Below are 24,522 nucleotides of genomic sequence, written 5' to 3'. Positions count from 1 at the left end.
ATGCGTGCTCCCACCCTCGCGGCCCTGACCGCGGCCGGCCTCCTGGGCCTCGGCGGCCTCTCCGCCTGCAGCAGCGACGACGAAGGAGCGGCCGACGACGCCCCCAGCGCGCAGGAGGTGCTCGCCGAGGCCAAGACGACCCTCGACGAGACCAGCGGCGTGCAGGTCAGCCTCGTCACCGAGGACCTGCCCGAGGGGGTCGAGGGACTGCTCAGCGCCGAGGGCGTGGGCACCCCCAGCCCGGCCGCCTTCGACGGCGTCATCACCGTGCGCTTCGCCGGCTTCGAGCCCGAGGTGCCGGTCGTCGCCGTCGACGACGTGGTCTACGCCCAGGTGCCGCTGACGACCGGCTGGTCGCAGATCGACCCGGCCGAGTACGGCGCCCCGGACCCCTCGGGGCTGCTGGGCCCGGAGGGCGGGTTCTCGTCGCTGCTGACCAGCACCGACGACCTCGAGGTGGGCGAGCAGGTGCGCGGCGGCACCGACAACCGCGACGTGCTGACCACCTACACCGGCACGATCTCCCAGGAGGTCGCGGCCACGATCATCCCGAGCGCCGAGGGCGACTTCGACGCCTCCTACGCCGTCACCGACGAGGGCGAGCTGCGCTCCATGGAGCTGACCGGCGCCTTCTACGGCGACGGCGAGTCGATGACCTACACGATCGACTTCGACGACTACGGCTCCTCGCCCGAGATCACCGCGCCCGAGTGAGCACGAGCAGCGCCGCCGGCGGCACCGACCGGGGCGCCCGGCTGCTGCTGGGACTGGCCGCGGTCGCGGTGGCCTTCGCGGCCGCCGACACCTACGTGGTGGTGCTGGCGCTGGTCGACATGATGGCCGGGGTGGGGCTCTCCCCCGACCAGCTGCAGCGCGCGGCGCCGATCATCTCGGGCTTCCTGCTCGGCTACGTCGCGATGCTGCCGCTGATCGGGCGGATCGCCGACCTGCGCGGCCGGGTGCCGGTGCTGACCGCCTCGCTGGTGGTCTTCGCGGTCGGCTCGATCATCACCGCGGCCTCCTACGACCTGCCCTCGATGGTGGCCGGGCGCTTCCTGCAGGGCGTCGGCGGCGGCGGCCTGGTGCCGGCCACCCTGGCGCTGGTCGCCGACCTCTACCCCCGCGAGCGACGCGGCGTGCCGCTGGGCCTGGTCTCGGCGGTGCAGGAGATCGGCAGCGTCATCGGCCCGTTGTACGGCGCCGCGGTGCTGGCCTTCGCCGACTGGCGCGCCATCTTCCTGATCAACCTGGCCGTGGGCCTGGTGCTGGCCGCGGGGATCGCCGCGCTGGCCGCGCGCAACGGCTCCAGCACCGGCCCCGGCAGCCCTCGTGCGCGACGCCGCGGGCTGCCCGACCTGGTGGGGCTCGGCCTGCTCCTGCTGCTGCTCCTCGCGGGCGCCCTGGCCTTCCAGCCACCGGGCTCGCTGCGCGCCGACGTCGACTACGGCCGGCTCTTCATCCCGTTCGTCGACGGCGGCAGCCGGTGGCTGACCCCCGTCGGCGCCGTCACCGTGGTGCTGGCGATGCTGCTGGTCGCCCGCACCCTGACCGCGCGGCGGCCGCTGGTCGACCTGCGCGCCTGGGGCCGCTCACTGCGCGAGGCCGACGTCACGGGTGCGACGTACCTCGCGGTCGCCCTCGGCGGGGTGATCCTCGCCTTCGCCACCGCCGACCCCAAGGTGCAGGTCTTCTCCGACCAGGGCCTGTGGTACCTGCTGGGCGCCGCGGTCGCCTCGGTCGCCTTCGTGGTGCACCTGCGCCGCGCCAGCGACCCGCTGCTGCCGCGCGGGGCGCTGCGCGAGCGGCCCGCGTGGGGCTCGGTGGTGGTCAGCTTCCTGATCGGTGCCGCGCTGATCGCGGCCCTGATCGACGTGCCGCTCTTCGCCCGCACCACCATCTACCAGGACTCCCAGCTGCTCGCCGCCCTGGTGCTGGTGCGCTTCCTGGTCGCGCTGCCCATCGGCGCGGTCGTGGGCGGCTACCTGACCCGGGTGCTGCCGGCCGGGGTAATCACGGCGGTGGGCATGGCGATGGCCGCGGTCGGCTTCGTGATGATGTCGCGCTGGGGCGTCGACGCGCTGGAGAGCTGGACGGCCACGGTGCCGCTCGTCGTCGGCGGGCTGGGCTTCGGCCTGGCGCTGGCCCCGGTCAACGCCGCCGTGCTGGCCCACACCGCCGACGCCGTGCACGGGCTGGCCTCGGCCATGGTCGTGGTGGCCCGCATGGTCGGCATGCTGGTCGGCATCTCGGCGCTGACCACGATCGGGCTGCGGCGCTACTACGCCGAGCAGGCCGACATCCCGCCCATCCAGGACGTCTGCCCCGAGGGCACCACCCGGTGCGCGGAGTACTCCGACCTGCTGCGCGCGGCCGGCATCGCCCAGGAGCAGACCGTCTTCCTGGGCGCCGCGGGGTGCGCGCTGCTGGCCGCGGTGCTGGCACTGGTGCTGCTGCGCGGCGCCGACACACGTGCCGCAGGTCACGGCCGAGACGCCGCGACCGGGGTGCCCGTCGTCGGCTAGGTTGCGGGCCATGGCCGACACGCACCCCACCTCCGCCGGCTTCGAGGACCTCCTCGAGGCCAACCGCACCTTCGCCGACTCCTTCGAGTACGCCGGCTTCGACGGCGTCGCGAAGGCCGGCGTGGCGATCGTGACCTGCATGGACTCGCGCATCGACCCGCTGGGCATGCTCGGGCTCTCCGCCGGTGACGCGAAGATCTTCCGCAACCCCGGCGGCCGCGTCACCCCGCAGGCCCTCGAGGCTCTCGTCCTCGGCGCGCACCTGCTCAACGTGCAGCGCGTCCTGGTCATCCCGCACACCCGCTGCGCGATGGCCAGCGCCACCGAGGCCGAGCTGCACGAGCGGGTCACCGCGTCCGCGGGCACCGACTCGACGTGGCAGCCCTTCCACGTGGTCACCGACCAGCTCGCCGCGCTGGCCGACGACGTGGCCAAGGTCCGCACCCACCCGCTGGTGCCCGACACCGTGGCCGTGGGCGGCTTCGTCTACGACGTCGACACCGGGCTGCTGACCCAGCACGTCTGAGCGGCGCCCAGCAGCCGGTCAGCAGCCCCGGCGCGGCACCCCCGGCACCTCGACCGGCAGCCGCCCGGGGGCGCGCTCGCGCCCGAGGAGCACGTCGACGAGCGCCGACATCGCGCCCGGCGTCTCGCCGTACGTCGCGATGCGCACGGGGGCGCTGGAGCCGCCGAGCAGGTAGGGCCGGTCGGTGGCGACCACGACACCCGTGTCGGGCGCGGCACCGCCGCTCAGCAGGTGCACCGGTGTGCCGTCGACGACGCGCACCGGCTCGGTGCGCCGCCAGCGGCGCAGGGCGGCGCGGTCCTTCTTCTTCCGCCCCGTGCGCTCGGGGCGCGGCGGCTTCTCGTAGCGGACCTCGCCCAGCGACAGGCCCGCCGAGCGCGCCGCTCCCCGGAACGCCTGCACCGCCGCGTCGCCACCCAGCGGCACCACCGGCCCGGAGACGAGCGCGCCCCGGCACGGCCCGGCGGCCACGGTGACCGCCGCCGCGGAGAGCCGGCGCGAGGCCGCCCGTCCGCTGCCGGGCGGGGCGGGGTCGCCGGTGGCGTGGTGCTCGAGCAGCGCGATCGTGCGGGCAGCGGCCTGGCGCAGGCGGGTGCGGTCGAGGCGCCCGTCGCGCACGGCCCGCACGATCGCGGCGCGGGTCGCGGCCGGGTCGGGCGGCATCAGCACCACGTCGGAGCCGGCGCGCAGCACCTGCACCGCCGGCGTACGCCGCCCACTGACCGCACCCATGTCGAGCGCGTCGCTCATCACCACGCCCTCGAAGCCGAGCCGCTGGCGCAGCAGCCCGGTCACCACCGGCCGCGAGAGGCTGGCCGGCACCCCGGGGTCGACGTCGGCGACGGCGATGTGACCGGTCATCACCGCCGGCAGCCCGGCCTCGACCGCGGCCCGGAAGGGTCGCAGGTCCGTGCGGCTCAGCGCCGCCAGCGGTCGCCGCTGCACCGGCAGTGCGAGGTGGCTGTCGGTGCCCAGCGAGCCGTGGCCCGGGAAGTGCTTGACCACCGGCACGACGCCGGCGTCGCGGAAGCCGCGGGCGGCGGCCACCACGTGACGGGCCACGGTCGCGGGGTCGGAGCCGGCCGAGCGGCTGCCGATGACGGGGTCGCCGGGGCCGGTGGTGACGTCGGCGTCGGGCGCGAGGTCGACGTTAACGCCCAGGCCGCGCAGCTCGCGGCCGCTGGCCGCGTACGTGCGCCGGGTCAGCGCCGGCCGGGCGGCGGCGCCGGCCGACATGAACGCGGGGAAGCCGGTGGCCGAGCCGCGCACCCGTGCCACGGTGCCGCCCTCCTGGTCGACGGCCACCATGACCGGCCAGTCCCGCCCGGCGTCGCGCTGCAGCGCGCGGGTGGCGCGGCGCAGCTGGTCGGTCGACGAGACGTTGCCGGCGAAGGCGACCACGCCGCCCAGGTGCAGGCGGCGCACCAGCGCCGTCGGCGCCCCGGTGCCGCTCCACCTCGCGACGATCACCTGCCCGGCCAGCTGGGGCAGCGTCATCCGGTTCGTACGCCGCGCCGCCAGGTCGAGCTCGGCGCGACTCGGACCCCACCCCGGGCGCAGCCCCAGCCGCTCCGAGGCGCTGGGCGGGTCGGGCGCGGCGGCCTCCGCGCTGGCCCCGTCACTGCCCGGCTCCGGGGTCTCGGTGTCGCCCGTGCAGCCCGCCGCGAGCACCCCCAGCGCGAGCAGCGCGGCGATCCCGCGGCGGTGCGGGGAGACGGAGGCGGGCACGCCCTCCATCGTCCCAGGCCGGCGGTGAGGACGACACTCAGGCGTCGAGCGCGCGGCGTCGGCGCAGCCACGTCTCGGCGGCGCCGATGATGAGCGCCATCGTGAGCAGCGCCAGGCCCGCCCAGGGTGCGCCGCGCAGGAACCCGAGGTCGCAGTCGGTGGCATCAGGCCCGCAGTGCTCGCGATCGAAGGACTCGACCCCGGCCTGGAAGGCCCACCAGACGACGACGAGCGTGACGAGCGACCACAGGAGGGCCCGCCACGCGACGTTCATGCGTCGAGCGCCTCCACGTCGACGTCGTAGGCGCCCTGCACGATGAACTCCTTGCGGGGCGCGACCTCGGAGCCCATCAGCAGCTCGAAGACCTGGGTGGCCACGTCGGCGTCGTCGACGGTGATCCGTCGCAGCGTGCGACGGCGCGGGTCCATGGTGGTCTCGGCCAGCTGGTCGGCGTCCATCTCGCCCAGGCCCTTGTAGCGCTGCACCGGGTCCTTCCAGCGCACGTTCTTCTTCTTCAGCTCGGCCAGCTTCCGCTGCAGCTCGTCGTCGGAGTAGGTGTAGACGTACTTGTCCATGCCCTTCTTGGGGTTGGACAGCTCGATGCGGTGCAGCGGAGGCACGGCGGAGTAGACGCGGCCCTCGGTGATCAGCTCGGGCATGTACTTGAAGAACAGGGTGGCCAGCAGGCAGCGGATGTGCGCGCCGTCGGAGTCGGCGTCGGCCATGAAGATGATCCGGCCGTAGCGGCGGGCGTCGAGCTCGAACGTGCGGCCCGACCCGGCGCCGACGACCTGGATGATCGAGGCGCACTCGGCGTTCTTGAGCATGTCGCCGACCGAGGCCTTCTGCACGTTGAGGATCTTGCCCCGGATCGGCAGCAGCGCCTGGAAGGAGGAGTCGCGGGCGAGCTTGGCGGTGCCGAGCGCGGAGTCGCCCTCGACGATGAACAGCTCGGTGCGCTCGTTGTCGTTGTCGCGGCAGTCGGCCAGCTTGGCCGGCAGCGCCGAGGACTCCAGGGCGTTCTTGCGGCGCTGGGTCTCCTTGTGCTGGCGCGCGGCCAGGCGGGTCTTGGCGGCGCCGACGACCTTCTCCATCACGAGCTTGGCCTGGGCCTTCTGCTCGCGCTTGGAGGAGGTCAGCCACTCCTTCAGCTCGCGCGCCACGACCTTGCGCACGACGGTGCGCGCGGCCGGCGTACCGAGGATCTCCTTGGTCTGGCCCTCGAACTGCGGCTCGGCCAGGCGCACCGTGACGACCCCGGTGAGGCCCTCGAGCACGTCGTCCTTGATGACGTCGGCGTCGTTGACCTTGAGCGCCTTGCTCTGGCGCATCACGTCGTTGAAGGTCTTGGTCAGCGCCTGCTCGAAGCCGCTGAGGTGGGTGCCGCCCTTGGGGGTGGCGATCACGTTGACGAAGGAGCGCATCTCGGTGTCGTATCCGGTGCCCCAGCGGATCGCGACGTCGACGACGAGCTCTCGCTCGATCTCCTGGGGCGTCATGTGGCCCTTGTCGTCGAGCAGCGGCACGGTCTCGGTGAAGGTGTCGCTGCCCTGCAGCCGCAGCACCGAGGTGACGGCCTCGTCGGGGGCCAGGAACTCGGTGAACTCCGAGATGCCGCCATCGTGGCGGAAGCTCTCCTCGACCGGCTCCTCGCCGCGCAGGTCGCGCAGCACGAGCTCGAGGCCGGGCACGATGAAGGAGGTCTGGCGCGCGCGGGTGACCAGCTCGTCGTAGACGAAGGTCGCGTCCTTGGTGAAGATCTGGCGGTCGGGCCAGAACCGGATGCGGGTGCCGGAGCGGCCCTTGGTCACGCGGGCGCCCTTGCGGGTCAGCCCCGAGCGCGGCTCGAAGGAACCGCCGAGGCCCTCGCCGTCGAAGACGCCGGGCACGCCGCGCTGGAAGGACAGGCCCTGGACCGCCGGCGAGCGCTCCACGTCGATGTCCATGCGCGAGGAGAGCGCGTTGACGACCGAGAGGCCCACGCCGTGCAGGCCGCCGGTGGCGACGTACGAGCCGCCGCCGAACTTGCCGCCCGCGTGCAGCTTGGTGGCCACCACCTCGACGCCGGGCAGCCCGGTCTTGGGCTCCTTGTCGGTGGGGATGCCGCGACCGTCGTCGTGGACCTCCACCGAGCCGTCGGGGTGCAGCACGACCTCGACCCGGGTGGCGGACTCGGCCAGCGCCTCGTCGACACCGTTGTCGATGATCTCCCACAGGCAGTGCATCAGCCCGCGGGTGTCGGTCGAGCCGATGTACATGCCGGGACGCTTGCGCACCGCCTCGAGCCCCTCGAGGACGAGGAGGTGGGCGGCGTTGTAGGTGTTGTCGGCGATCGTGGGGCTCCTGGCAGGACGTGCGTACGGCGGGTGCGCACCGCGACCCATCCGGGTGCGGGTGCTGCTCCGAATCTAGGTCACGACACGCCGGTGCCCCGCACAGGCTCGCCCGCGGGGGCACCGCTAGCGTGGAGAGACCCAGCACGCGAGCCGGCCACGTCACGATGTGGAAACGATCGGAACGGGAAACGTGAGATCACCCCGCTCCCCTCGCCCCGACCCGCACACTGGGAGAGCACGGACAGGCGGTCTCACCCCGATGGTCGGGTTGAGACGCTCACAACAGGGGAATCAGATGATCGCGGGAATCTTGGGTCCCCTCGCTACGTTGAGCCAAGCACCGAGTGATCGAAGAAATGAGGCCGATGTGACCACCACAGTTGCCCCCAGCGCCCCGCTGACCGCAGCGGACCGCTGCGACCGTTGCGGAGCCCAGGCCTACCTCCGCGTGGAGCTGCAGAGCGGCGGCGAGCTGCTCTTCTGCGCCCACCACGCCCGCGAGCACGGCGACAAGCTCAAGGAGGTCGCGTCCAACGTCATCGACGAGACGCACAAGCTGACCTCCGACTCCCCGATGGCCGCCAAGGCCCCCGAGACGGAGTGACGCCACTCCCCTAGCGCTTGATCAGCAGGCCCCCGGACCTCGGTCCGGGGGCCTGCTGCGTTGTCTCGGGCCCTGGTCCCGGCCCCAGGAACGCAGCAGCGCCCGGGAGCCAGGCTCCCGGGCGCTGCGTGTGGTGCTGTCCTGCTCAGTCGAGGTAGTCGCGCAGCACCTGCGAGCGCGACGGGTGGCGCAGCTTCGACATCGTCTTCGACTCGATCTGGCGGATCCGCTCGCGGGTCACGCCGTAGACCTTGCCGATCTCGTCGAGGGTCTTGGGCTGGCCGTCGGTGAGGCCGAAGCGCATGCTGACCACGCCGGCCTCGCGCTCGGAGAGCGTGTCGAGCACGGCGTGCAGCTGCTCCTGCAGCAGCGTGAAGGAGACGGCGTCGGCGGGCACGATGGCCTCGGAGTCCTCGATGAGGTCACCGAACTCGGAGTCGCCGTCCTCGCCCAGGGGCGTGTGCAGCGAGATCGGCTCCCGGCCGTACTTCTGGACCTCGATGACCTTCTCGGGGGTCATGTCGAGCTCCTTGGCGAGCTCCTCCGGGGTGGGCTCGCGCCCGAGGTCCTGCAGCATCTGGCGCTGCACCCGGGCGAGCTTGTTGATGACCTCGACCATGTGCACCGGGATCCGGATGGTGCGGGCCTGGTCGGCCATGGCGCGGGTGATCGCCTGGCGGATCCACCACGTGGCGTACGTCGAGAACTTGTAGCCCTTGGTGTAGTCGAACTTCTCGACCGCGCGGATCAGGCCGAGGTTGCCCTCCTGGATCAGGTCCAGGAAGAGCATGCCGCGACCGGTGTAGCGCTTGGCCAGCGACACCACGAGGCGCAGGTTGGCCTCGAGCAGGTGGTTCTTGGCGCGGCGCCCGTCCTCGGAGATCCACTCCAGCTCCTCGAGGAGCTTGGGGCCGATCCGGCCGCCCTTGGCCATCTTCTCCTCCGAGAAGAGGCCGGCCTCGATGCGCTTGGCGAGCTCGACCTCCATCTCGGCGTTGAGCAGCGGGACCTTGCCGATCTGCTTGAGGTAGTCCTTGACCGGGTCGGCGGTCGCACCGGCGACCATGACCTGCTGCTCCGGCTCACCGGAGTCGTCGGCGTCGGAGACGACGAAGGACGCGTCCTTCTCGTCCTCCTTGATCGTCGGGTCGTTCTTGACGTCCTTCTCGAACTGCTCGTCCGGGACGTCGGGCAGGATCTTCTTGCCGTCGGGGCCCACGGTCGGGACCGGCTCGAGGACCGCCTCGACGGTGTCGACCGGCTCGGCGTCGGCGCCGGCGGTGTTGGCGGTGGCGGTCTTCTTCGCCGCCGCCTTCTTCGCCGGGGCGGCGGCCTTCGCGGGCGCCGCCTTCTTGGCGGGGGCCTTCTTGGCGGCGCTGGCGGTGGTCGTCTTGCGCGTGGAGGTCGCGGCCACGGCGCGGGCACTGCTGGCCGCGCCGATGTGCACCGAGATCCCCAGTCCGCTCAGGTGGGCGAGCAGCGCCTTGAGGTGCTTGGGCTCGATCGCCGCTTCCTCGCTGGCCTGCCGCACCTCCTCGGGCGTCAGGCTGCCGGTGGGGGTGCCGTGCTCGATCAGGGCCACCACGGACGGGTGGGCGAGCACCTCGGTCGGGATCTTGCGTGCGTTCGAGGACACGAACACCTCTCGTGTGCTGACGTGTGGGCGCGGCAAGGCCCGGAGTCGTCAAGAGCCGCGATGAACATTCTGCCACGGGGGTGGTGGCCGGCCAGCATCAGGGCGGTCCGCACCCTCAGCCACGCCTCAGCCCACCCTCAGGCTGCGCTCAGGATCCTAGCGAGGATCCGGGAGCAGGTCAGGTCGGCGCCGAGGCCTGCTTCGCGGCGGCCTTCTTCTGCTTCTTGAAGTCGCGCACCTTCTGCAGCGAGGCGCCGTCGACGACGTCGGCCACCGACCGGTAGCCCTCCTGGGAGTAGTCCCCGACCACCGCGTCCCAGCCCTCGGGGCGCACGTCGAGCTGCTTGGCGACCAGGGCCACGAAGATCTGCGCCTTCTGCTTGCCGAAGCCCGGCAGTGCCATCACCCGCTTGAGCAGGTCCTTGCCGTCCGCGGCCTCGAGCCACAGCCGCTCGGCGTGCCCGTCGTACTCGTCGGTGACGATGCGGGCCAGGTCCTGCAGCCGGGCGGCCATCGAGCCCGGGAAGCGGTGGATCGCGGGCGGGGTCGCGCACAACGACGCGAACTCCTCGGGGTCAGCGGCCGCGATGCGGGCCGGCTCCAGGCTGCCGAAGCGCTCCAGCACCTTGGCCGGGCCGCGGAAGGCGTGCTCCATGGGGTACTGCTGGTCGAGCATCATTCCAACAAGAACAGCAAACGCATCGTCCGAGAGGACTCGGTCGGCATAGTCGTCGCCTGTGATGTGGAGAGGCATGGCGCACAGCATGCCGCAGATGCCTTCGCTGGCCGAGGGCTGATGGGCGCGCCGATTCTCGACGGGAGCTCGGCAGGACTCACCCGTTGGCCCCCGGAGGCTGACCTGGCCGCGAGCACGAGCGCCAGCCTTGAACCGAGCAGCGGAGTGGACTCCTCGCGCTGCCAGTCCAGGCCGCAGAGTCATAGCTGAGGGATGTCACCGCGCGACCCGGTCCCCCGCCTGAGCCGGCTCCCCAGTCGCCCATGCTGCAGGAGACCCCTTGCACTGACTGGTGGGGCCGCGATTGCTCGCGCGGGCCACCTCCGCGCCGGCGGTAGGGTGCCGACGGGCCGGCAGCCGCGCCCGGCGCCACGCACGGAAGGGGTCATTGTGACCGGGCTGGAGTGGCTTGGCGAGAAGTTCGGCGCTGCCGCGCTCGACGCGGTGGTGACGACCCTGCGACGCAAGGAGCTCGGCCGAGAACTGGTGCGCCGCCTCGGCGTCTACGAGGACATCAAGCTGCGCTGGGTCGAGCGGCTCCTCCTGCGCCGTCTGATCCGCCGCCCCGAGACCTGGCCGCTGCTGCTCGACACCCGGTCGACGACACGCCAGCTGCTGGCGGACGCGGTGAGTCACGACGTCCTGATCCGATCCAGAAGGCGCACCACGCAAGCGCGCACGATCGCCTCCGCGCTCCAGTCCGAGGTCCTCGGTGCGCTCGAGACGGAGGACGCGTTCGTCGCCCTGGGCGTACAGCTGCGCTGGGCTGCGCACGACATCCGCACGCTCCTGGACCGAACCCGGCCCCGGGACGCCGATCCTGCCCTCGACGCATTTGCCCCGCTCGTGGAGTTCTACGCGCCCACGCTCGCCCCCGGCCGGCGGTTCGATCATCGCGCCGGCATCGTCGGCCGCCAGGCCGAGCTGGACGCCCTCACCGCGGCACTCACCACCGCTGCCGACACCAGGTTGGTGGTGCTCACTGCGCCCGCCGGCGTCGGGAAGTCCCGTCTCGTCCTCGAAGCGCTTCGCCGACTCTCGACTCCGGAGGATAAGGATCCCCGGGTGATGGTGCGCGTGGAGAGCCGCGTCCTCGATGACGACGCCTTCGCGCGGCTTCCCGAAGGCCCGCTGATCCTGCTCGTGGAGGACGCGCACCGCGATGCCGACGGGGTCGCCGCCGTGCTGCAGTACGCCCGCCGACGCAGCGACGTTCGGGTCCTCGTCACCGCCCGCGGGACCGCGGCCCAGGTACTCACCGCGGCCACCCAGGCGCACTTCGATACCCGGGAGATCGTTGCCATGACGCTGGGCGCGCTCTCGCCCTCCGAGGCCCGGCGCCTGGTGCAGGAACTGCAGGCAGACGACGTGCCGCTCACCGCCGCGGGCGCCGAGCGCCTGGCTCGGGAGGCGCGCCACGCGCCCGTGATCGCGGTGCTGGCGATTTCGATGATCCGGTCCGGCGAGCTGACGGCGGCCCTGACCCTGAACCCCGACATCCGACGACACGTGATGAGCACGTACGGCCAGGTCGCTACCGCTGGGCTCCCTGACGTGCCGCCGGAGCGGGCGCGCAGCACCATCGCGGTGATCGCGGCCCTGGGAACGGTGCATCTGGATGACGACACCGAGCTCGACACGGCGGCTGCGTTCCTCGGGACCGACCGGCTGGGGCTGTTGACCGATCTGGGCCACCTGATCGAGGCCGGCACGGTCGTGCTACGCAAGGAACACGTCCGCGTGGTGCCCGACGTGCTGGGCGACGAGGTGCTGGCCGCGCAAGCGGTCGTCGTCGGCACCGACACCGGCTTCGTCTCCCGACTGTGGCAGGCCTTCGCCGCCACCCGATCGGAGGATCTGGTCCGCAACCTCGCCGAGCTGGACTGGCGTCTCGCCGCGCTCGCCGAGCACGGCGGCTCCGCCTCCCGCCCGGATCTGTTCGCGCCGATCTGGGCTCAGATCCGGCCGGCGGTGATAGCTGCCGGCAACGCCGGCCGCTACGCCGCCCTGGGCAGGCTGCCGTCCGTGGCGGCGACGCAGCCGCGACGGGTCCTCGACCTCGTCAGCGAACTTCTGGACCGGCCTGCGACCGCACCCGAACGCCGCACCTTCGCGGTGTACGACCACGCGGACGTGCGGCGCGCCGCCGCTCCCCTGCTCCGGACCGTCGGTGCCGCGGCGCCCGAGCTGCTTCCCGAGGTGCTCGACCGTCTGTGGCAGCTCGCCCAGCTGGACACCCGGCCGCCGAACCAGGACAGCGACCACCCGGCGCGACTGCTCGAGGAAATCGCAGACCTCGGCAGCAACGACGCGGTCACCACCCAGGCCTGCCTCGAGGCGGTGGAGCGCTGGCTGGCTTCCCCGGACCCGCCGGGCTCCCCCCTGACTCCGATCACCGTGCTCAGGCCCCTGGTCGCCAAGTCCGGCTACACCATGGACCCCGGCCATCGGTCGATCGAGATGCACCCCTACGACATCGCACCCGACAAGGTGCGGGGACTTCGCGACCAGGTGCGCAGCCTGCTCGAGCGCGTAGCTGCCACCGGGTCGCTCCGCCGCGCGGCAGACGCCGTCGACGTCCTGTCCGAAGCGCTGCAGGAGCCGGTCGGCTACTTCGGCCGTTCCATCTCCGAGGACGTCATCCTTGCCTGGGAGGACGACGATCTGGCCACTGTGGCGGTGCTGCAGCGGATCGCCGACGCTGCGACCGAGCCCCTGATCCGACTCACGATGAGGCCTCGGTTGGACTGGCTGGCCCGGCACGCCCGCTCGTCACTGGTCCGGCAGGCCGGCGCCGCGCTGGCCACATCGGTCGACGATCACCTCGAGGACCTGTTCACCGACGTGCTTCGAGGCGGTTGGTCCACGATCACGCGACGCGGCGCCCGAGCTGGCGTCTCCCACTTGCCGCCCTCCCCGGCTGGCGACGCTGCGCTAGACCTGCCGGACCCGGACCCGGACCCGGACCCGGACCCGGACCCGGACCCGGACGCGGACGCCGATTGGGACGCCGACATGGCCGCGGCCGAGAAGGAGCTTGAACTGCGAGATCGGTGCCAGCAGGCTGAGCTGGACTTGGTGGTCACCGACCTGACCGGTTGCGGTCTGGCGGACGCGCTCGACATGGTGGCTGAGCGGATGGTCGTTCTTCGCGAACTCGCACCGCATGACGAGCCGTACGGTGTCGAGGAGGTGATCCGAGGGCTGGCCGCCGCACTGCCCGACGAAATCCCCGCGGTCCTCGGGTCACTCAGCACATCCGAGGCATCGGCCCTCGAACCCTGGGCTCGGGCCCTCCTCGACGTGCTGGCCGATGCCGACACCGATGCCTTCGCCGCGGCACTGCCCAAGCTCATGGCGGGACGCACCGAGCTCGCGGTAGCAGTGCTGAGCGGGTTCGCCCGCCATCGCTGGGCAGCCCGGGTTCCCGAGACGGAGCCGGTGCTGGTGGCCGCGCTGGACCAGCCGGACCCGGCGATCCAGGCGGCGGCGTGGGCGGCGGCCTCGGGCCTCCTCGAGGCCGATCTCCTTACCTGGGTCCCCCGCCTCGCCGAGGCCGCCGCCCGACACCCGTCCGAGGTGGCCGCCGCCGTGGCCAACGCCGTGCGCCGGCTCGGCCCCGGATGGCCGAGCGGGTTGTCGACCTCGGAGCAGTCGTCCCTGTTGGCCCTGCTCGCCGCGCTGCCGATGTGGGACTACCCGGCCCATCAGCTGCTTGTTGCACTCGCCGCCGCACTACCCGAACCCGTGCTGCGGCTGCTCGGCGAGCGCGGGCTCAGCGCATCCGAGCAGACGACCGGAATCCGCGGGCTGGCGCAGGCAATCTCCGGGCACCCGCAGGAGCTGCGGGCCTGGCTCCGGAAGGCTGCCACGCAGCCGGAGGAGCGCCAGTTCGACCTCGCCGCGCTCTGGGCGTCGATCTCGGGCCGTCCGCTGACCGACGGAGCACGCAGCGTGGTGAGGGACGTCGCCACGAACGGAACGGACGCGGAGGTGGACTTCTTGGCCGGCGGCATCGCCCGCGACAACGGGTTCGCCGTTCGCGAGGTCGCGCTCACCGCCCAGCTGATCGACCGCATCGCCGCCTGCCCCCAACCGCTACGCGACCGCGCGCTGGCCGGACTCCGCATCTCGATCTATCCCGCCAGCTACTCGCGGCGGCCAGGCCAACCTAGCGAGGAACAAGGGCGTCGACGAGACCAGGCTCTGGCGGCGGCCGAGAACCCCGATCTGTCGGAGCGCGCCCGGGCGTTCTACGCAGATGCCGCGGCATCCCAGCAGAGACTCATTGACGAGGACCTCCGGCGCGACGCTGACGAGGACGACTCGTAAGCCGGTCGAGCATCATCCCCACAGAACGGCAAGGGATCGGCACAGGAGCACTTGGTCGGCGTGGTCGTCACCCGTGATGTGGAGTGCCATGCCCACAGGATGCCGGACTCCCGGCTCGCCCGGCCCACAAGTCGAGGTCAACGCCTGCATGTGTCCCCGCTCACGGTTAGCGTGACGCGCATGGAGGTCGACGTAGAACCGGAAGTTCCGGATGCGGGCAGCGGTGCCGGCACGTTTCGCGCTGCCCCCAGGGACGGCGAGGATGGGTACATCAGCGAGAACGCAGTCGCCTCGGCCGGCTTCGCGCAACGTGTGAAGGCATTGGCAACGACCGCCCCGCTGCACGACTTGGACGCGCGCAAGGCACAGGTTCAGGCGGCCGACTACAGCGTCTACCAGATGGCCGAGCTTGCCCTCCATGCCATCGACCTGGTCACGATCGCGATGGACTTCGACGCCGGCGCCCACCCCGACGCGGTGCTGCGCGACCTGGCGGCACGGGTGGCAGCACAGGCCCCGGACCGGACCTCCCGGGAGCACGCCCGAGTCGCATCGTGGATCCTGGAGAACCTACTCAACGTCGGGTCGGCTGACCGGGGGTTCCGGACCGTGTACGGCGTGGCCGGGCCCGATGGGTACGACCGGCGCACCTTCGACTTCAAGTTGCTCGAGGAGACCCGCGGCGCCGACGGCGAGCTGTACCTTCGGGCCTCGAACGAGGCAGTGAACGTGCTCGTCGGCGCTCTCGAGGTCGACCTGGAGGCTGCGCACATCGCCGCAGACGTCCGCCTCGACATCCTCATCAAGCGCGGCCGGCTCAACGAGGCGCAGGCCGCCGCCCAGAACGCGCGCTACCGGACGATCCAGTACGGCGAGATGCTGCGACAACGGCTGGACGCGACCAGCCGCGACGTACGCAACGTGGACTGGGCTGAGGCCATGCCAGCGTTCATCGACGAGGCGCTGGCCCACATCATCGAGCGGTATCGGGCCGAGAACGCGATCCTGGTCAACCTGACCGAGGTCCGCGACACCGCGGACACCGCGAGCCGCAAGGCGCAGGCCGCGCGGCTCGTCGAAGTCGTCCGGGACTGCCTTCGCCGTCACGACCAGCTTCAGGCCGGGCTGCAGACCGCGGGCCGCCGGTTCCGCGTCGAGCAGGACCGCCAGACGTTCGCCCTCGCCCCCATGCGGGCCGCGCTCGACCTGCACGCGCAGCTTCTGCAACCGGTACTCGCTCGTCCGGTCGCTGAGGCCGACGTGGCACTGCTGCGCTTCTTCTCCCCTGCCGCGGGACTGGTGGTTCCGCATGCGCTGCGGCTGGCCGACCTGTTCGACGGGCTCATCACGCCGCCGGCCGAACGCGACACGCTCGGTGAGGTGGTCGAGGACCTCGACCTCGATGTGGACGAGGAACCGGCACGGTTCCCCGACGCCAGCTACGAGCATCTCGAGGCGCTGCTCGACCTCGATCCGGCTGCGCCGCAGCGGCTGTCTGGGCTGCTCGCCGACGCCCGTGCACGTCAGGACGCCGACCCACAGGCGAAGGACCTGCCGCTGTTGGTCGTGGTGCGTGTCTTGGCGCTGGCCGCCCAGGAGATCGGCGTCGCGCGCCGTCACCGGGATCCGACCGTGCTGATGGCAGTCGACGACGGCACCGTGCTCGACGACCCGGACTTCGCCGGCGCAGACCTACTGGTCGCTCGCGCCGAAGTCGTGCAGACCGCGGCAGCTGAGGCCCTCCCAGACCCCACGAAAACCGACGAGAACGAGGAGGGGGCCGCGTGAGCCCGACCAGTCAGACAACCGCGAGCTCCGTCGGGGCGGTGGCTGACGCCTCGCGTCTTGTGGCGTTCGCCCTCCGTCCCAAACAGCGGCCCGCGCGCGACGAAGGCTACGCCGAGCTCGTGCGCCGGTACCGCGACGACGACGGGTTCGCCGAGCTGGTCAAGGCGGTCTGCCTGGGCCTCGACCTAGTCGTCCTCGACGTCGACGAGCGTCACGGCCTGGTGGTGGCCAGCACTGACGACAGCGTGTTCGCAGTACGGATGACCGAGTACGCCCGCCGCACCGGAGGCGAGGGCAAGGCTCACGAACGCGTTCTGCATGCCCTGGCCCACCTGGGTGCCGCGACGCTCGCCTACCCGCGGCCCGCCGACCTGTCCAACCCCGCCTATGTCGGACGTGTCTCCGTCAACGGCGTCGAGGCGTTCGTCCGCGAGGCATGCCGACACCTGAGCGACGCCGCCGTCGAAGCGGGCGACGACCTGGACCCGTCCGCGGACGCGCCCGACCTGGAGGCCGCGTGGCGCGTCTACCAGCGCCGGGCCGCGACTCCCGGCTCCGGAGACGGTCGCCGCGTGGCGTCCTCCACCATCGGCATGGTCGCCAAGGCGCTCACGTTCCTGGCCGACCAAGGCATGCTCACCCGGCGCAGCGACGACGACGGCGGTACATACGCCACCACCAGCCGCTACCGCGTCCAGGTCGCCGAGGCCGGCAGTCGGATGTTCGCCGAGCTCCTCGCCCTTGGCATCACCGAGATCACCGACGGCACCGGAACCCTGACCCACGTCGAGTGGACCGAGAAGGACGTGAGCCTGCTGTGACCCGTCCGACTCCGACATCTCAACCGGTCCGCCCGACTACCCCGGCCCCGGACGTCGACGACACCCACGAGAACTGAGCCGCGATGTACGAGCTGAACAGAGCCCGCCTGGTGGGCATCGGCCCCCGAGGTGCCCGCTACTCCGACGTCACCCTCGACCTGTCCGGTCTCGGCGAACAGGTCCAGTCCCAGAACCTGTTCGACGCGCCCGTGCGCCGACCTGCGCCATTCTCGCTGTTGCTGCTGGAGAACGGCGGCGGGAAGTCGGTCCTGCTCAAGCTCTTGTTCAGCGTGGTGCTTCCCGGCCGCCGCAACACCGTAGGGGGCGCGTCGCTGGAGAGATTCGTCCTCGACGGCGACACCGGCCACGTCGCGTTGGAGTGGATGCACGTGAGCACCGGCGCGCGGCTCGTGACCGCGAAGGTCTACCAGCGCCGCACCCGCTCAAGCAGCGACAAGAACCCGGTCGCGGAGGCGTGGTACTCCTTCCGGCCCAGCGACGCCCTCGACCTCGACACGCTCCCGGTGATGCTCGACGGACGGCGACGACGGCTCGACGGCTTCCGCGAGGCCGTCGAGGAGGCCGACCGGCTCGAGGCCGCCACCGAGCTGTCCTGGCTCGGGGACGACCAAGGCCGGTGGCGCAACCACCTGCGCGAACGCGGCATTGAGCCCGACCTGTTCGACATCCAGCGGCGCATGAACGTCGACGAGGGTGAGGCCGCGAAGGCGTTCAAATACTCCTCCTCGAAGGACTTCGTCGACTGGCTCCTGACCACGGTCACCGACCCGGCCGACGCCGCATCGGTCGCGGACACCTTCAGCCAGTGGGCCGCGAACCTGGCCGACCGCGAGCAGATGCTCCTCGAACGCGACTTCATCGAAGGTGTCATCGCGGGCCTCGACCCGCTCGCCGACGCGCACGCGGCTCGTCAAGCCGCCGAGCGCGAGGCCGCAACCGCGTTGCGCACGGCCCAGCGGCTCGCGGTGTCGCTCGACGGGCGCCGCGACGCCGAACGGGCCGCGCTCGACCGGCTCAAGGAGGACCAGCAGGCGGCGCAGGCGAAGGTCGCGTCCCGGTCCACCGAGCGTGACGCCGCACGTGCCCTGTACAACGAGGTGCACCGGCAGCGGCTCAAGCTCGAGCACGAGCAGGCGCAGTCGCAGCAGGAGCAGACCCAGGGCCGTCTCGACGCGGCCGAGCTCGAGCTGAGCGGGTGGCAGACGATCTCCGCGATTGACGAGCTCGACCGCGCCGTCGTGACCTCCGACCAGCTCGCGGCACAGGTAGCGGCCGCCGACGAGGACGCCGCACCCGCGCTCGCCCGGCGCGACGAAGCTGCCGGGCGGCTGCTGGCCAAGTACCTCGCCGAGGCAGAAGCCAGCGACCTCGAGGCGGGCGAGCAGGAGCGTGACGTCCTCGCCGCCGAACGTGCGGCTCGGGAGGCAGACGACGAGCGCACCGAGACGCTCGGACTCGCGGCGACGGCCGGAGAGCGGCACCGTGCCGCCCAGGGCATCGTCGCGGCCGCCGACGAGCGGCTCGCGACCGCGGCCGCGGCGGGGCTGGTCCCCACCGCGACCGTCCCCGCACAGGTCGCCGGCCTCGCGGAGACTGCCCGCGCCGAACACGCTGAGACCCTCACCCGGCTCGACGGGCTGAAGGCCGCTGCGCGTGCGGCCGACGCCGACGTCAAGGCCGCGGGCCGTGCCGTCTCCGACGCTGAGGGGAAGACCCGATCACTGACGGCCGCGGCGTCCGAGGCCGCCCGGGAGCTTCACGGGGTCGAGGCCGAGGCCGCGCGGCTCACGCAGCTGACCGCGATCGCCGAAGCCGCCGGCGTCGATTCGGGTGCCGCCGACAGCAGCGGAGACGCCCGAGACGGCGACGGCGGGAGGTCGTTGACGGTCGACGAGCTCGACGAGGCTGCGGACCGTCTCCTCGGCCAGCTCGGGCGTGACATCGACAACCACACCGAGTACCTCGACAGTCTGCGTGCCACGCAGCAGCAGGATGCTCGCGTCGTCGAAGCTCTCGGCGCCGGCGGCCTGTTGCCGCCCCGGGAAGAGGTCGAACGCGCCCTGGAGGTTCTCGACGCGGCCGGCGTCATCGCGCACGCCGGGTGGCGGTACCTCCACGAGGCAGTGCCGGCCAGCGAGCGTGCCGAGCTGATCGCGGCACACCCGGCGTTGGCCGACGGCATCGTCCTGGTCGACCCCGACCAGATGCCCGCCGCCCGCCGCGCCCTGGAGGATGCTCGGCTCCTGCCCGCGGCGGCGGTCGCCATCGGACCCGGCGCCGCGCTCCTGGACCTCGCGCCTGCCCCTCAGGGCGCCGCCGTGGACGCGACCAGCGCGGACGCAGCCACAGGCGCGTACTTCGATGCGCCGGTCCCGGCGGGCGCCTCGCCTGTCTTTGTCATCGAGCCGACCCCGGCGCTGTACGACGAGGAGTCTGCGGCCGCGCGCCGCGAGGAACTCACCGGCCAGATGGCGCGACGCGGCGAGCAGCTGCGCGCAGGGGGCGACCAGCTTGAGCTGGTCACCGACGCTCGCGCTGACCTGCAGCGGTGGCGGCGCGCTAGCCCGCCTGGGCACCTCGCGCGGCTGCGCGAGGTGGACGCCACGGCCCGCGCCCACCAACAGGCCGCAGAAGAAGCCCTGGCCGCTGCACACAGCACGCTGACGGAGACCGAGGAGACGCTCGAACGCGCAGCCGCCGAACTCGAGCGCGCCGCCGCGCAGGAGCGCCAGGCCGCGGACCGTGCCTCGAAGCTGGAGACCCTCGCCGCCCTGGTGGAGTCAGCCACACAGGCTCAGCAGCAGCTACCGGAGCTCGAGACCGAGGTCCGGCAACACCGGCAGGTAGCCGACGAGGCGCTCGAACGTCGCCGGCGCGCCGAGGCTGCGCAGGCCGACCACGCTCGGCGCGCCGAGCAGGCCCGAGCACAGGCGCAACGGCACCGCGCGGCGTGCGCCGATGTCGTCTCGACCAGCGGGCAGCCAGCCGCGTCGGTTCCGGCGGAGTCGCTGGCTGACCTGCGGGCCGCCGCGGCCGCGTCCCACGAGATCTACCTTGCGCTCGAGGTCGACCCCGACCTGCGGCAGCAGGCTGACGCGGCCGCAGCGCGGGTCAAGAGCCTGCGCGACGAGCTGGCGCTCCGCGACCCGGCCCACGTCGCCGAGGCGCAGCGGCTCCGCGCTTCGCCCGCGGGTGCGGACCGCGCGTCGTGGACCGTCGGCGCTGACAACGCCCGCCGCACCGTGACCACGCTGCGCTCTGAGGTTCAGGCGCTGGCGACCCGGACCGGCCAGCTCGACCAGGCGGTGCTGACCGCGTCACCGACCGAGCCGGGCCGACGCAGCTGGAGCAACCTCACGGAGCGCTGGCAGCCGACCAGCCCTGAGCACGGACGCGGCCTGGAGATCGAGGCGCAGGCCGAGGCACGGCAGGCGCAGATCCGGCTCGACGAGGCTTCGGGTGTCGTGGGCGACCTCGCACGGCAGCGCGAGCAGGCAGACGACACCGCTCGTGGCGTGAACGAGGCGCTGCTGCCGCTGACCACCCTGCTGGGCGGTGTCCCTGAGGACGTCACCGCCGAGACGTACACCGGGGACGTCACCGCGGCGCTCGCAGCCGCCGCCGCTGCGGTCGAGGCGCTGCGCCGCACCCGGGACGAGGTTGACCGGACCCGCACCGAGCTCACCGCGGCCGCACAGGAGCTCATCTCGTACGCGCACCAGAGCCGGTACGAGTCGCTGGAGACTCAGGCCCGCCGCAGCATCCTGGAGACCTCCCAGGACGCCCTCGCGGCCCGGGCCGCGGACTGGTCGACGTCGCTTCAGGCCCGGTTGGCGACCCTGACCAGCGACTTGGAAAACGTGAATCGGCACCGCAAGGCCATCGTCGACCGGCTCAGCGCGCTGGCGTTCGGCGGGGTGAAGACGCTCCGTCAGGCAGCCCGCCTGTCCCGCCTTCCCGACGACCTGGCCGAGTGGGGCGGGCGCGCGTTCTTACGCATCCAGTTCTCCGAGCCGGACCAGACCTCGATCAGCGTCCGGGTCGGCGAGGTCGTCGACCGCGTCGCAGCCGAGTACGCGTCCCGTGCCGTCGGCGGAAGGTCGAAGAGCGCTCGCCGCGACGGGATGGCGCTGCTCCTCGAGGCCGTTCACGCGTCGGTACCCAAGGGCTTCACCGTCGACGTGCTCAAGCCGGACTCTGTGCTGCGTGACGAGCGCGCACCTATCGAGGAGATGAGCGACGTGTTCTCCGGCGGCCAGGAGCTGACGGCGGCCATCCTTCTGTACTGCACCCTTGCCGCACTCAGCGCGAACGAGCGCGGCCAGATGAGGTCGCGGCACTCCGGCGTCCTGTTCCTCGACAACCCGATCGGCCGTGCGAACGCGTCCTACCTCATCGACCTGCAGAAGTCGGTGGCGCGCGCCCTCGGCGTCCAGCTGATCTACACGACCGGCATCTCCGACGACCGGGTGCTCGCATCATTCCCGTTGTGGGTCCGACTACGCAACGATGCCGACCTGCGGGCTGGGTTGAAGCACATCCAGGTTGCCGAGGTTGTCCGTCGTCAGCTCCCGCCGCCCTACGCTGCCGAGGACGTCGAACCGGGAGCGGGGCCAGGTGACCTGGCGACGCCGGGAACCGTGACCGCTACCCGCGTCCACCGCCGCCCGGCCGCAGGTGCCGGCCCGGCCGCGACTCAAGCGCGTGGCGGCAGGAGCGCCGACGAGACCGTGGTCGTGCCATGACCTCCGCCAACGGGGCGGGCACATCGCCGGGCGCGGACACGTCGAGCCCACCCGAAGCGGGGAGCCCAGCCCTGCTGAGCACCCGGGCGCTCCGACTAGCCGCGCTCCTCGAGAGCGTCCCGGGCCGGACGGTGCCGTTGCCGGAACTGTGGACGCTGTGGGCCACCGCTGACCCAGCGTCGGTCGCGCGGCCCGAACGCCGCTCCGACCTGGCCCATGCGATCTCCCAGCTCGCGGCGGCCGGGCTGGTCACGCCGTCGAAGAAGCAGGACGTCGCCGCCCGGCCCCACCTGCCGGTCCGGTTGACTCTCCAGGCACCGGACCCGTCGGAGTCCGCCGCGGCCGTCGCGCGCGGCATCGTGTGGCGCCCCGAGCTGTCCTGGGCGATTCGGGCGCGGCTGACGATCGGGCAGGTCGAGCAGCTGCGCACCATCAACTCCTGGCTTCGCGACCGGGGTCGCGACGGCGACGTCGTACCCCTGCGGGAACGGTCACTGGAGGTCCTCGGACACGAAAAGGCCCTGGATTCTCTCCTTGTCACAACCGTCTTCGGCCCCGACCGCCTCACGCTCGATCACCTCCGCACGTTCCGGACTCACCCGCCGCTGCCGATCGTCCGGGTCGGCGCCGGGCAGGTGCTGCTGGTCATCGAGAACGACGACACCTTCCACAGCATCCGGACCGCGCTGTCCGAGGGCTGCGGACCTGTCGGGTGTGTTGCGTGGGGCGCCGGCGGCGCGTTCGAGGCGTCGGTCCGCTCCACCGGTGATCTGCCGGGCATCGAGAGGGTCCGCTACTTCGGCGACCTGGATGCCGCCGGGCTGCGGATCCCCCGCAACGCCGCCGAGACCGCGGCGCGCGAGGACCTGCCCGAGGTCGCGCCGGCGCATGGCCTGTACCGAGCCCTGCTTGCCACCGCGGTCCGCCAGGGCGGGCAGCCACCGGTGCCACCGGACCAGGCTCCCAATCTGACTGACTGGCTCGCCGACGAGATCTTGGCGGAACAGTCCTCGGACCTGCTGCAGGCCGGCATTCGGGTGCCGCAGGAGGCCCTCACCCTCACCGCCCTCCGCTCAGACCGCAGCTGGCTGCACGGCCTGTGACCCGCGACCAGAGCTCAGCGAGCGTGAACGGCACCCGCAAGACCGCCGCCCGCGGCCCCGCGTCTGCGAACTTGTGGCCGTGACGATGCGTAAGGAGTTGCCTGACCAGTGGCTGTGGTTCGACATCGACCTGGAGAAGGTCCCGGACTACGAGGTCTGGAAGCCAGAGAGTCTCGAGTGGGCGATGGGCGTCGACTGGGTGAAGGTCAACGACCTGGTGCGCCACAACCTCACCGACTACCCGACCGATGACCATGCCGCCGCGATCCGGTCCGGGCGCGCCGCCGGCCTCAGCTCCGCCGACCTCGGGGGACTGTCGTCGCTGTACCGCGAACCGATCTACGCCACGACACCGCAGATCACCAGCGGCGGTCACCGCATCACCGCCATGCGCGCCCAGGGGGTCAGATGGGCGGGCGGACAGTGCGATCGGGACGCCGTTGATGACGGCACGGGGGAACCATCGACGAGATACACGTCTACATTCCGTAGACGACACGCGCAGCGTCCTCGCGACACAGTCCCGGGTCAGACGGATGTTCGCGGCCATCTGTCGGTGGGCTGGACGACACTGGGGCGGTGACGTTCTGGAATCCGCGTGCGGAGCGGGTCGACCCGGTGCTCTCATCAGCGCCGGCGACCGTCTCGGTGCGCACCCTCGGGTTCGCGCTAGAAGAGACCCTCATGAGCTACACCCGCCGAGACCTGGAAGTGGTGCTCGCCGACGAGCTCACGATCGAGTGGCCCCACGCTGACACCGCGCCAGATGACGGGGCCTACAGCAAGCGGGAAGTCATCCAGGCCTACACCAAGGGCTGGGAGCTGCCGCGGCTCATCGGCCTCGCTCGACGGGTCGTGGCCGAGCTGGACGTGAACTCCGACAGGCTGGGCCCGCTGTTAGCGGAGTACGACAAGGGCGGAGGGGTCGGCACACCGGCCAAGAACCTCATCTTCGCCGCGAACGGCCCCAAGCCGGAACTGGTCTTGCGGGACGCGGTGAACAACGACATCGAGATCGTCCGCAACGGCGAGCACTGCCTGGTGTTCGACCAGCCAGTTCCCGCCGACGGTCTCCGGTTCACTCACCTGATCGGTTGGTGGCGCGAACGGGAGAACATCCCAGCCGACGTCACCGACCACGAGGTCGGTCGCGCGCTCCATGCGCGCCTGCGGGCGTCGCTTGGCGACAACGGCGCCGAGCTCAAGGTGTTCGACAGCTACGCGACCCGGTACCGGGCATCGCTCGACATCCCCGCACTCATCCCTCAGGTGTACCTGCACTACGACCCGCAGACCCAGCACCGACGGCGCCGCTCCGGAGAGGAGGGTCCGCTGGCTCGACAACGGATGGACTTCCTCATCCTGTTCAGCAGCCGGCATCGGGTCGTCTTGGAGGTCGACGGTCGCCAGCACTACGCGGATGGCGACATCGCAAGCCCCAGCCTGTACGCACAGATGGTCGCCGAGGATCGGCGACTGCGGCTGAACGGCTACGAGGTTTACCGATTCGGAGGCGCGGAACTGGCTGGGCCCGGCGCGGAGGCCATGTTGAGCGACTTCTTCGACCAGCTGACCGCGAAGATGAGCTGATCGGCTGGCCGGGTGCCTCGGCACCAGCCGTTG

General features: G+C 72.0%; 16 protein-coding genes. 11 read left to right on the top strand and 5 right to left on the bottom strand.

Features of this window, described 5'->3' with window-relative positions; all coding sequences use genetic code 11:
• From QWJ41_RS05045 to QWJ41_RS05035, 3 genes are read left to right on the top strand one after another with little or no spacing between them, the layout of a single operon-like run.
• The gene (locus QWJ41_RS05045; RefSeq protein WP_302706136.1) at positions 1 to 714 is read left to right on the top strand and encodes an LppX_LprAFG lipoprotein; all 714 of its coding nucleotides are present in this window, start codon (positions 1 to 3) and stop codon (positions 712 to 714) included.
• A complete protein-coding gene (locus QWJ41_RS05040; RefSeq protein WP_302706134.1) occupies positions 711 to 2,522 on the top strand; it encodes an MFS transporter in 1,812 nt (603 codons plus the stop codon). The genes QWJ41_RS05045 and QWJ41_RS05040 overlap by 4 nt, the downstream gene beginning before the upstream one ends.
• 10 nt (positions 2,523 to 2,532) lie before the next feature.
• The gene (locus QWJ41_RS05035; protein ID WP_302706133.1) at positions 2,533 to 3,048 is read left to right on the top strand and encodes a beta-class carbonic anhydrase; all 516 of its coding nucleotides are present in this window, start codon (positions 2,533 to 2,535) and stop codon (positions 3,046 to 3,048) included.
• Between the two features lie 18 nt (positions 3,049 to 3,066).
• Here QWJ41_RS05035 and QWJ41_RS05030 read toward each other — a convergent pair whose 3' ends face one another.
• From QWJ41_RS05030 to QWJ41_RS05020, 3 genes are read right to left on the bottom strand one after another with little or no spacing between them, the layout of a single operon-like run.
• Positions 3,067 to 4,776 (bottom strand): glycoside hydrolase family 3 protein, encoded by a 1,710-nt coding sequence (locus QWJ41_RS05030; protein WP_302706131.1) that lies wholly within the window; start codon positions 4,774 to 4,776, stop codon positions 3,067 to 3,069.
• Between the two features lie 37 nt (positions 4,777 to 4,813).
• Positions 4,814 to 5,050 (bottom strand): hypothetical protein, encoded by a 237-nt coding sequence (locus tag QWJ41_RS05025; RefSeq protein WP_302706129.1) that lies wholly within the window; start codon positions 5,048 to 5,050, stop codon positions 4,814 to 4,816.
• Positions 5,047 to 7,161: a DNA gyrase/topoisomerase IV subunit B gene (locus QWJ41_RS05020; protein ID WP_302706127.1), complete on the bottom strand. Its 2,115-nt coding sequence runs from the start codon at positions 7,159 to 7,161 to the stop codon at positions 5,047 to 5,049. The genes QWJ41_RS05025 and QWJ41_RS05020 overlap by 4 nt, the downstream gene beginning before the upstream one ends.
• Before the next feature lie 319 nt (positions 7,162 to 7,480).
• Between QWJ41_RS05020 and QWJ41_RS05015 the strand changes: the two genes are divergently transcribed.
• On the top strand, positions 7,481 to 7,717 hold the full coding sequence (locus tag QWJ41_RS05015; protein WP_193670307.1) for a DUF7455 domain-containing protein: 237 nt from the start codon (positions 7,481 to 7,483) through the stop codon (positions 7,715 to 7,717).
• A 145-nt stretch (positions 7,718 to 7,862) separates the two neighbouring features.
• Here the strand turns inward: QWJ41_RS05015 and QWJ41_RS05010 are convergent, their stop codons facing one another.
• Positions 7,863 to 9,359, bottom strand: coding sequence for an RNA polymerase sigma factor (locus tag QWJ41_RS05010; protein WP_302706124.1), 1,497 nt, complete (start codon positions 9,357 to 9,359; stop codon positions 7,863 to 7,865).
• A 172-nt stretch (positions 9,360 to 9,531) separates the two neighbouring features.
• Positions 9,532 to 10,107, bottom strand: a complete 576-nt coding sequence (locus QWJ41_RS05005) for an HhH-GPD-type base excision DNA repair protein (RefSeq protein ID WP_302706123.1) — start codon at positions 10,105 to 10,107, stop codon at positions 9,532 to 9,534.
• 372 nt (positions 10,108 to 10,479) lie between these two features.
• On the opposite strand from QWJ41_RS05005, the gene QWJ41_RS05000 reads away from it, so the two are divergent.
• The 7 genes from QWJ41_RS05000 (at position 10,480) to QWJ41_RS04970 (ending at position 24,489) form a co-directional block, all read left to right on the top strand.
• Positions 10,480 to 14,421: an AAA family ATPase gene (locus tag QWJ41_RS05000; RefSeq protein ID WP_302706121.1), complete on the top strand. Its 3,942-nt coding sequence runs from the start codon at positions 10,480 to 10,482 to the stop codon at positions 14,419 to 14,421.
• Positions 14,422 to 14,601: 180 nt separating this feature from the next.
• On the top strand, positions 14,602 to 16,209 hold the full coding sequence (locus QWJ41_RS04995; protein WP_302706119.1) for a hypothetical protein: 1,608 nt from the start codon (positions 14,602 to 14,604) through the stop codon (positions 16,207 to 16,209).
• Between the two features lie 119 nt (positions 16,210 to 16,328).
• Complete coding sequence (locus QWJ41_RS04990) at positions 16,329 to 17,030, top strand: hypothetical protein (protein ID WP_302706118.1); 702 nt, start codon at positions 16,329 to 16,331, stop codon at positions 17,028 to 17,030.
• Positions 17,031 to 17,113: 83 nt separating this feature from the next.
• On the top strand, positions 17,114 to 21,796 hold the full coding sequence (locus tag QWJ41_RS04985) for a hypothetical protein (RefSeq protein WP_302706117.1): 4,683 nt from the start codon (positions 17,114 to 17,116) through the stop codon (positions 21,794 to 21,796).
• On the top strand, positions 21,793 to 22,899 hold the full coding sequence (locus tag QWJ41_RS04980) for a Wadjet anti-phage system protein JetD domain-containing protein (RefSeq protein ID WP_302706115.1): 1,107 nt from the start codon (positions 21,793 to 21,795) through the stop codon (positions 22,897 to 22,899). Before QWJ41_RS04985 ends, QWJ41_RS04980 begins: the two co-directional genes overlap by 4 nt.
• Before the next feature lie 79 nt (positions 22,900 to 22,978).
• The gene (locus QWJ41_RS04975; RefSeq protein ID WP_302706114.1) at positions 22,979 to 23,482 is read left to right on the top strand and encodes a hypothetical protein; all 504 of its coding nucleotides are present in this window, start codon (positions 22,979 to 22,981) and stop codon (positions 23,480 to 23,482) included.
• Positions 23,479 to 24,489, top strand: a complete 1,011-nt coding sequence (locus QWJ41_RS04970; RefSeq protein WP_302706113.1) for a putative endonuclease domain-containing protein — start codon at positions 23,479 to 23,481, stop codon at positions 24,487 to 24,489. Before QWJ41_RS04975 ends, QWJ41_RS04970 begins: the two co-directional genes overlap by 4 nt.
• Positions 24,490 to 24,522 lie beyond the last annotated feature (33 nt).

The organism is Nocardioides cremeus, from assembly GCF_030518195.1.
In the GTDB taxonomy this organism is placed as follows: Bacteria; Actinomycetota; Actinomycetes; order Propionibacteriales; family Nocardioidaceae; genus Nocardioides; species Nocardioides cremeus.
This window is presented reverse-complemented; position numbering and strand designations above follow the sequence as displayed.

Bases quoted from the DNA above. Each gene is read 5' to 3' on its own strand.
- QWJ41_RS05045 (WP_302706136.1), top strand. From the start codon at position 1: ATGCGTGCTCCCACCCTCGCGGCCCTGACCGCGGCCGGCCTCCTGGGC.
- QWJ41_RS05035 (WP_302706133.1), top strand. From the start codon at position 2,533: ATGGCCGACACGCACCCCACCTCCGCCGGCTTCGAGGACCTCCTCGAG.
- QWJ41_RS05025 (WP_302706129.1), bottom strand. From the start codon at position 5,050: ATGAACGTCGCGTGGCGGGCCCTCCTGTGGTCGCTCGTCACGCTCGTC.
- QWJ41_RS05020 (WP_302706127.1), bottom strand. From the start codon at position 7,161: ATGGGTCGCGGTGCGCACCCGCCGTACGCACGTCCTGCCAGGAGCCCC.
- QWJ41_RS05005 (WP_302706123.1), bottom strand. From the start codon at position 10,107: ATGCCTCTCCACATCACAGGCGACGACTATGCCGACCGAGTCCTCTCG.
- QWJ41_RS04995 (WP_302706119.1), top strand. From the start codon at position 14,602: ATGGAGGTCGACGTAGAACCGGAAGTTCCGGATGCGGGCAGCGGTGCC.
- QWJ41_RS04985 (WP_302706117.1), top strand. From the start codon at position 17,114: ATGTACGAGCTGAACAGAGCCCGCCTGGTGGGCATCGGCCCCCGAGGT.
- QWJ41_RS04980 (WP_302706115.1), top strand. From the start codon at position 21,793: ATGACCTCCGCCAACGGGGCGGGCACATCGCCGGGCGCGGACACGTCG.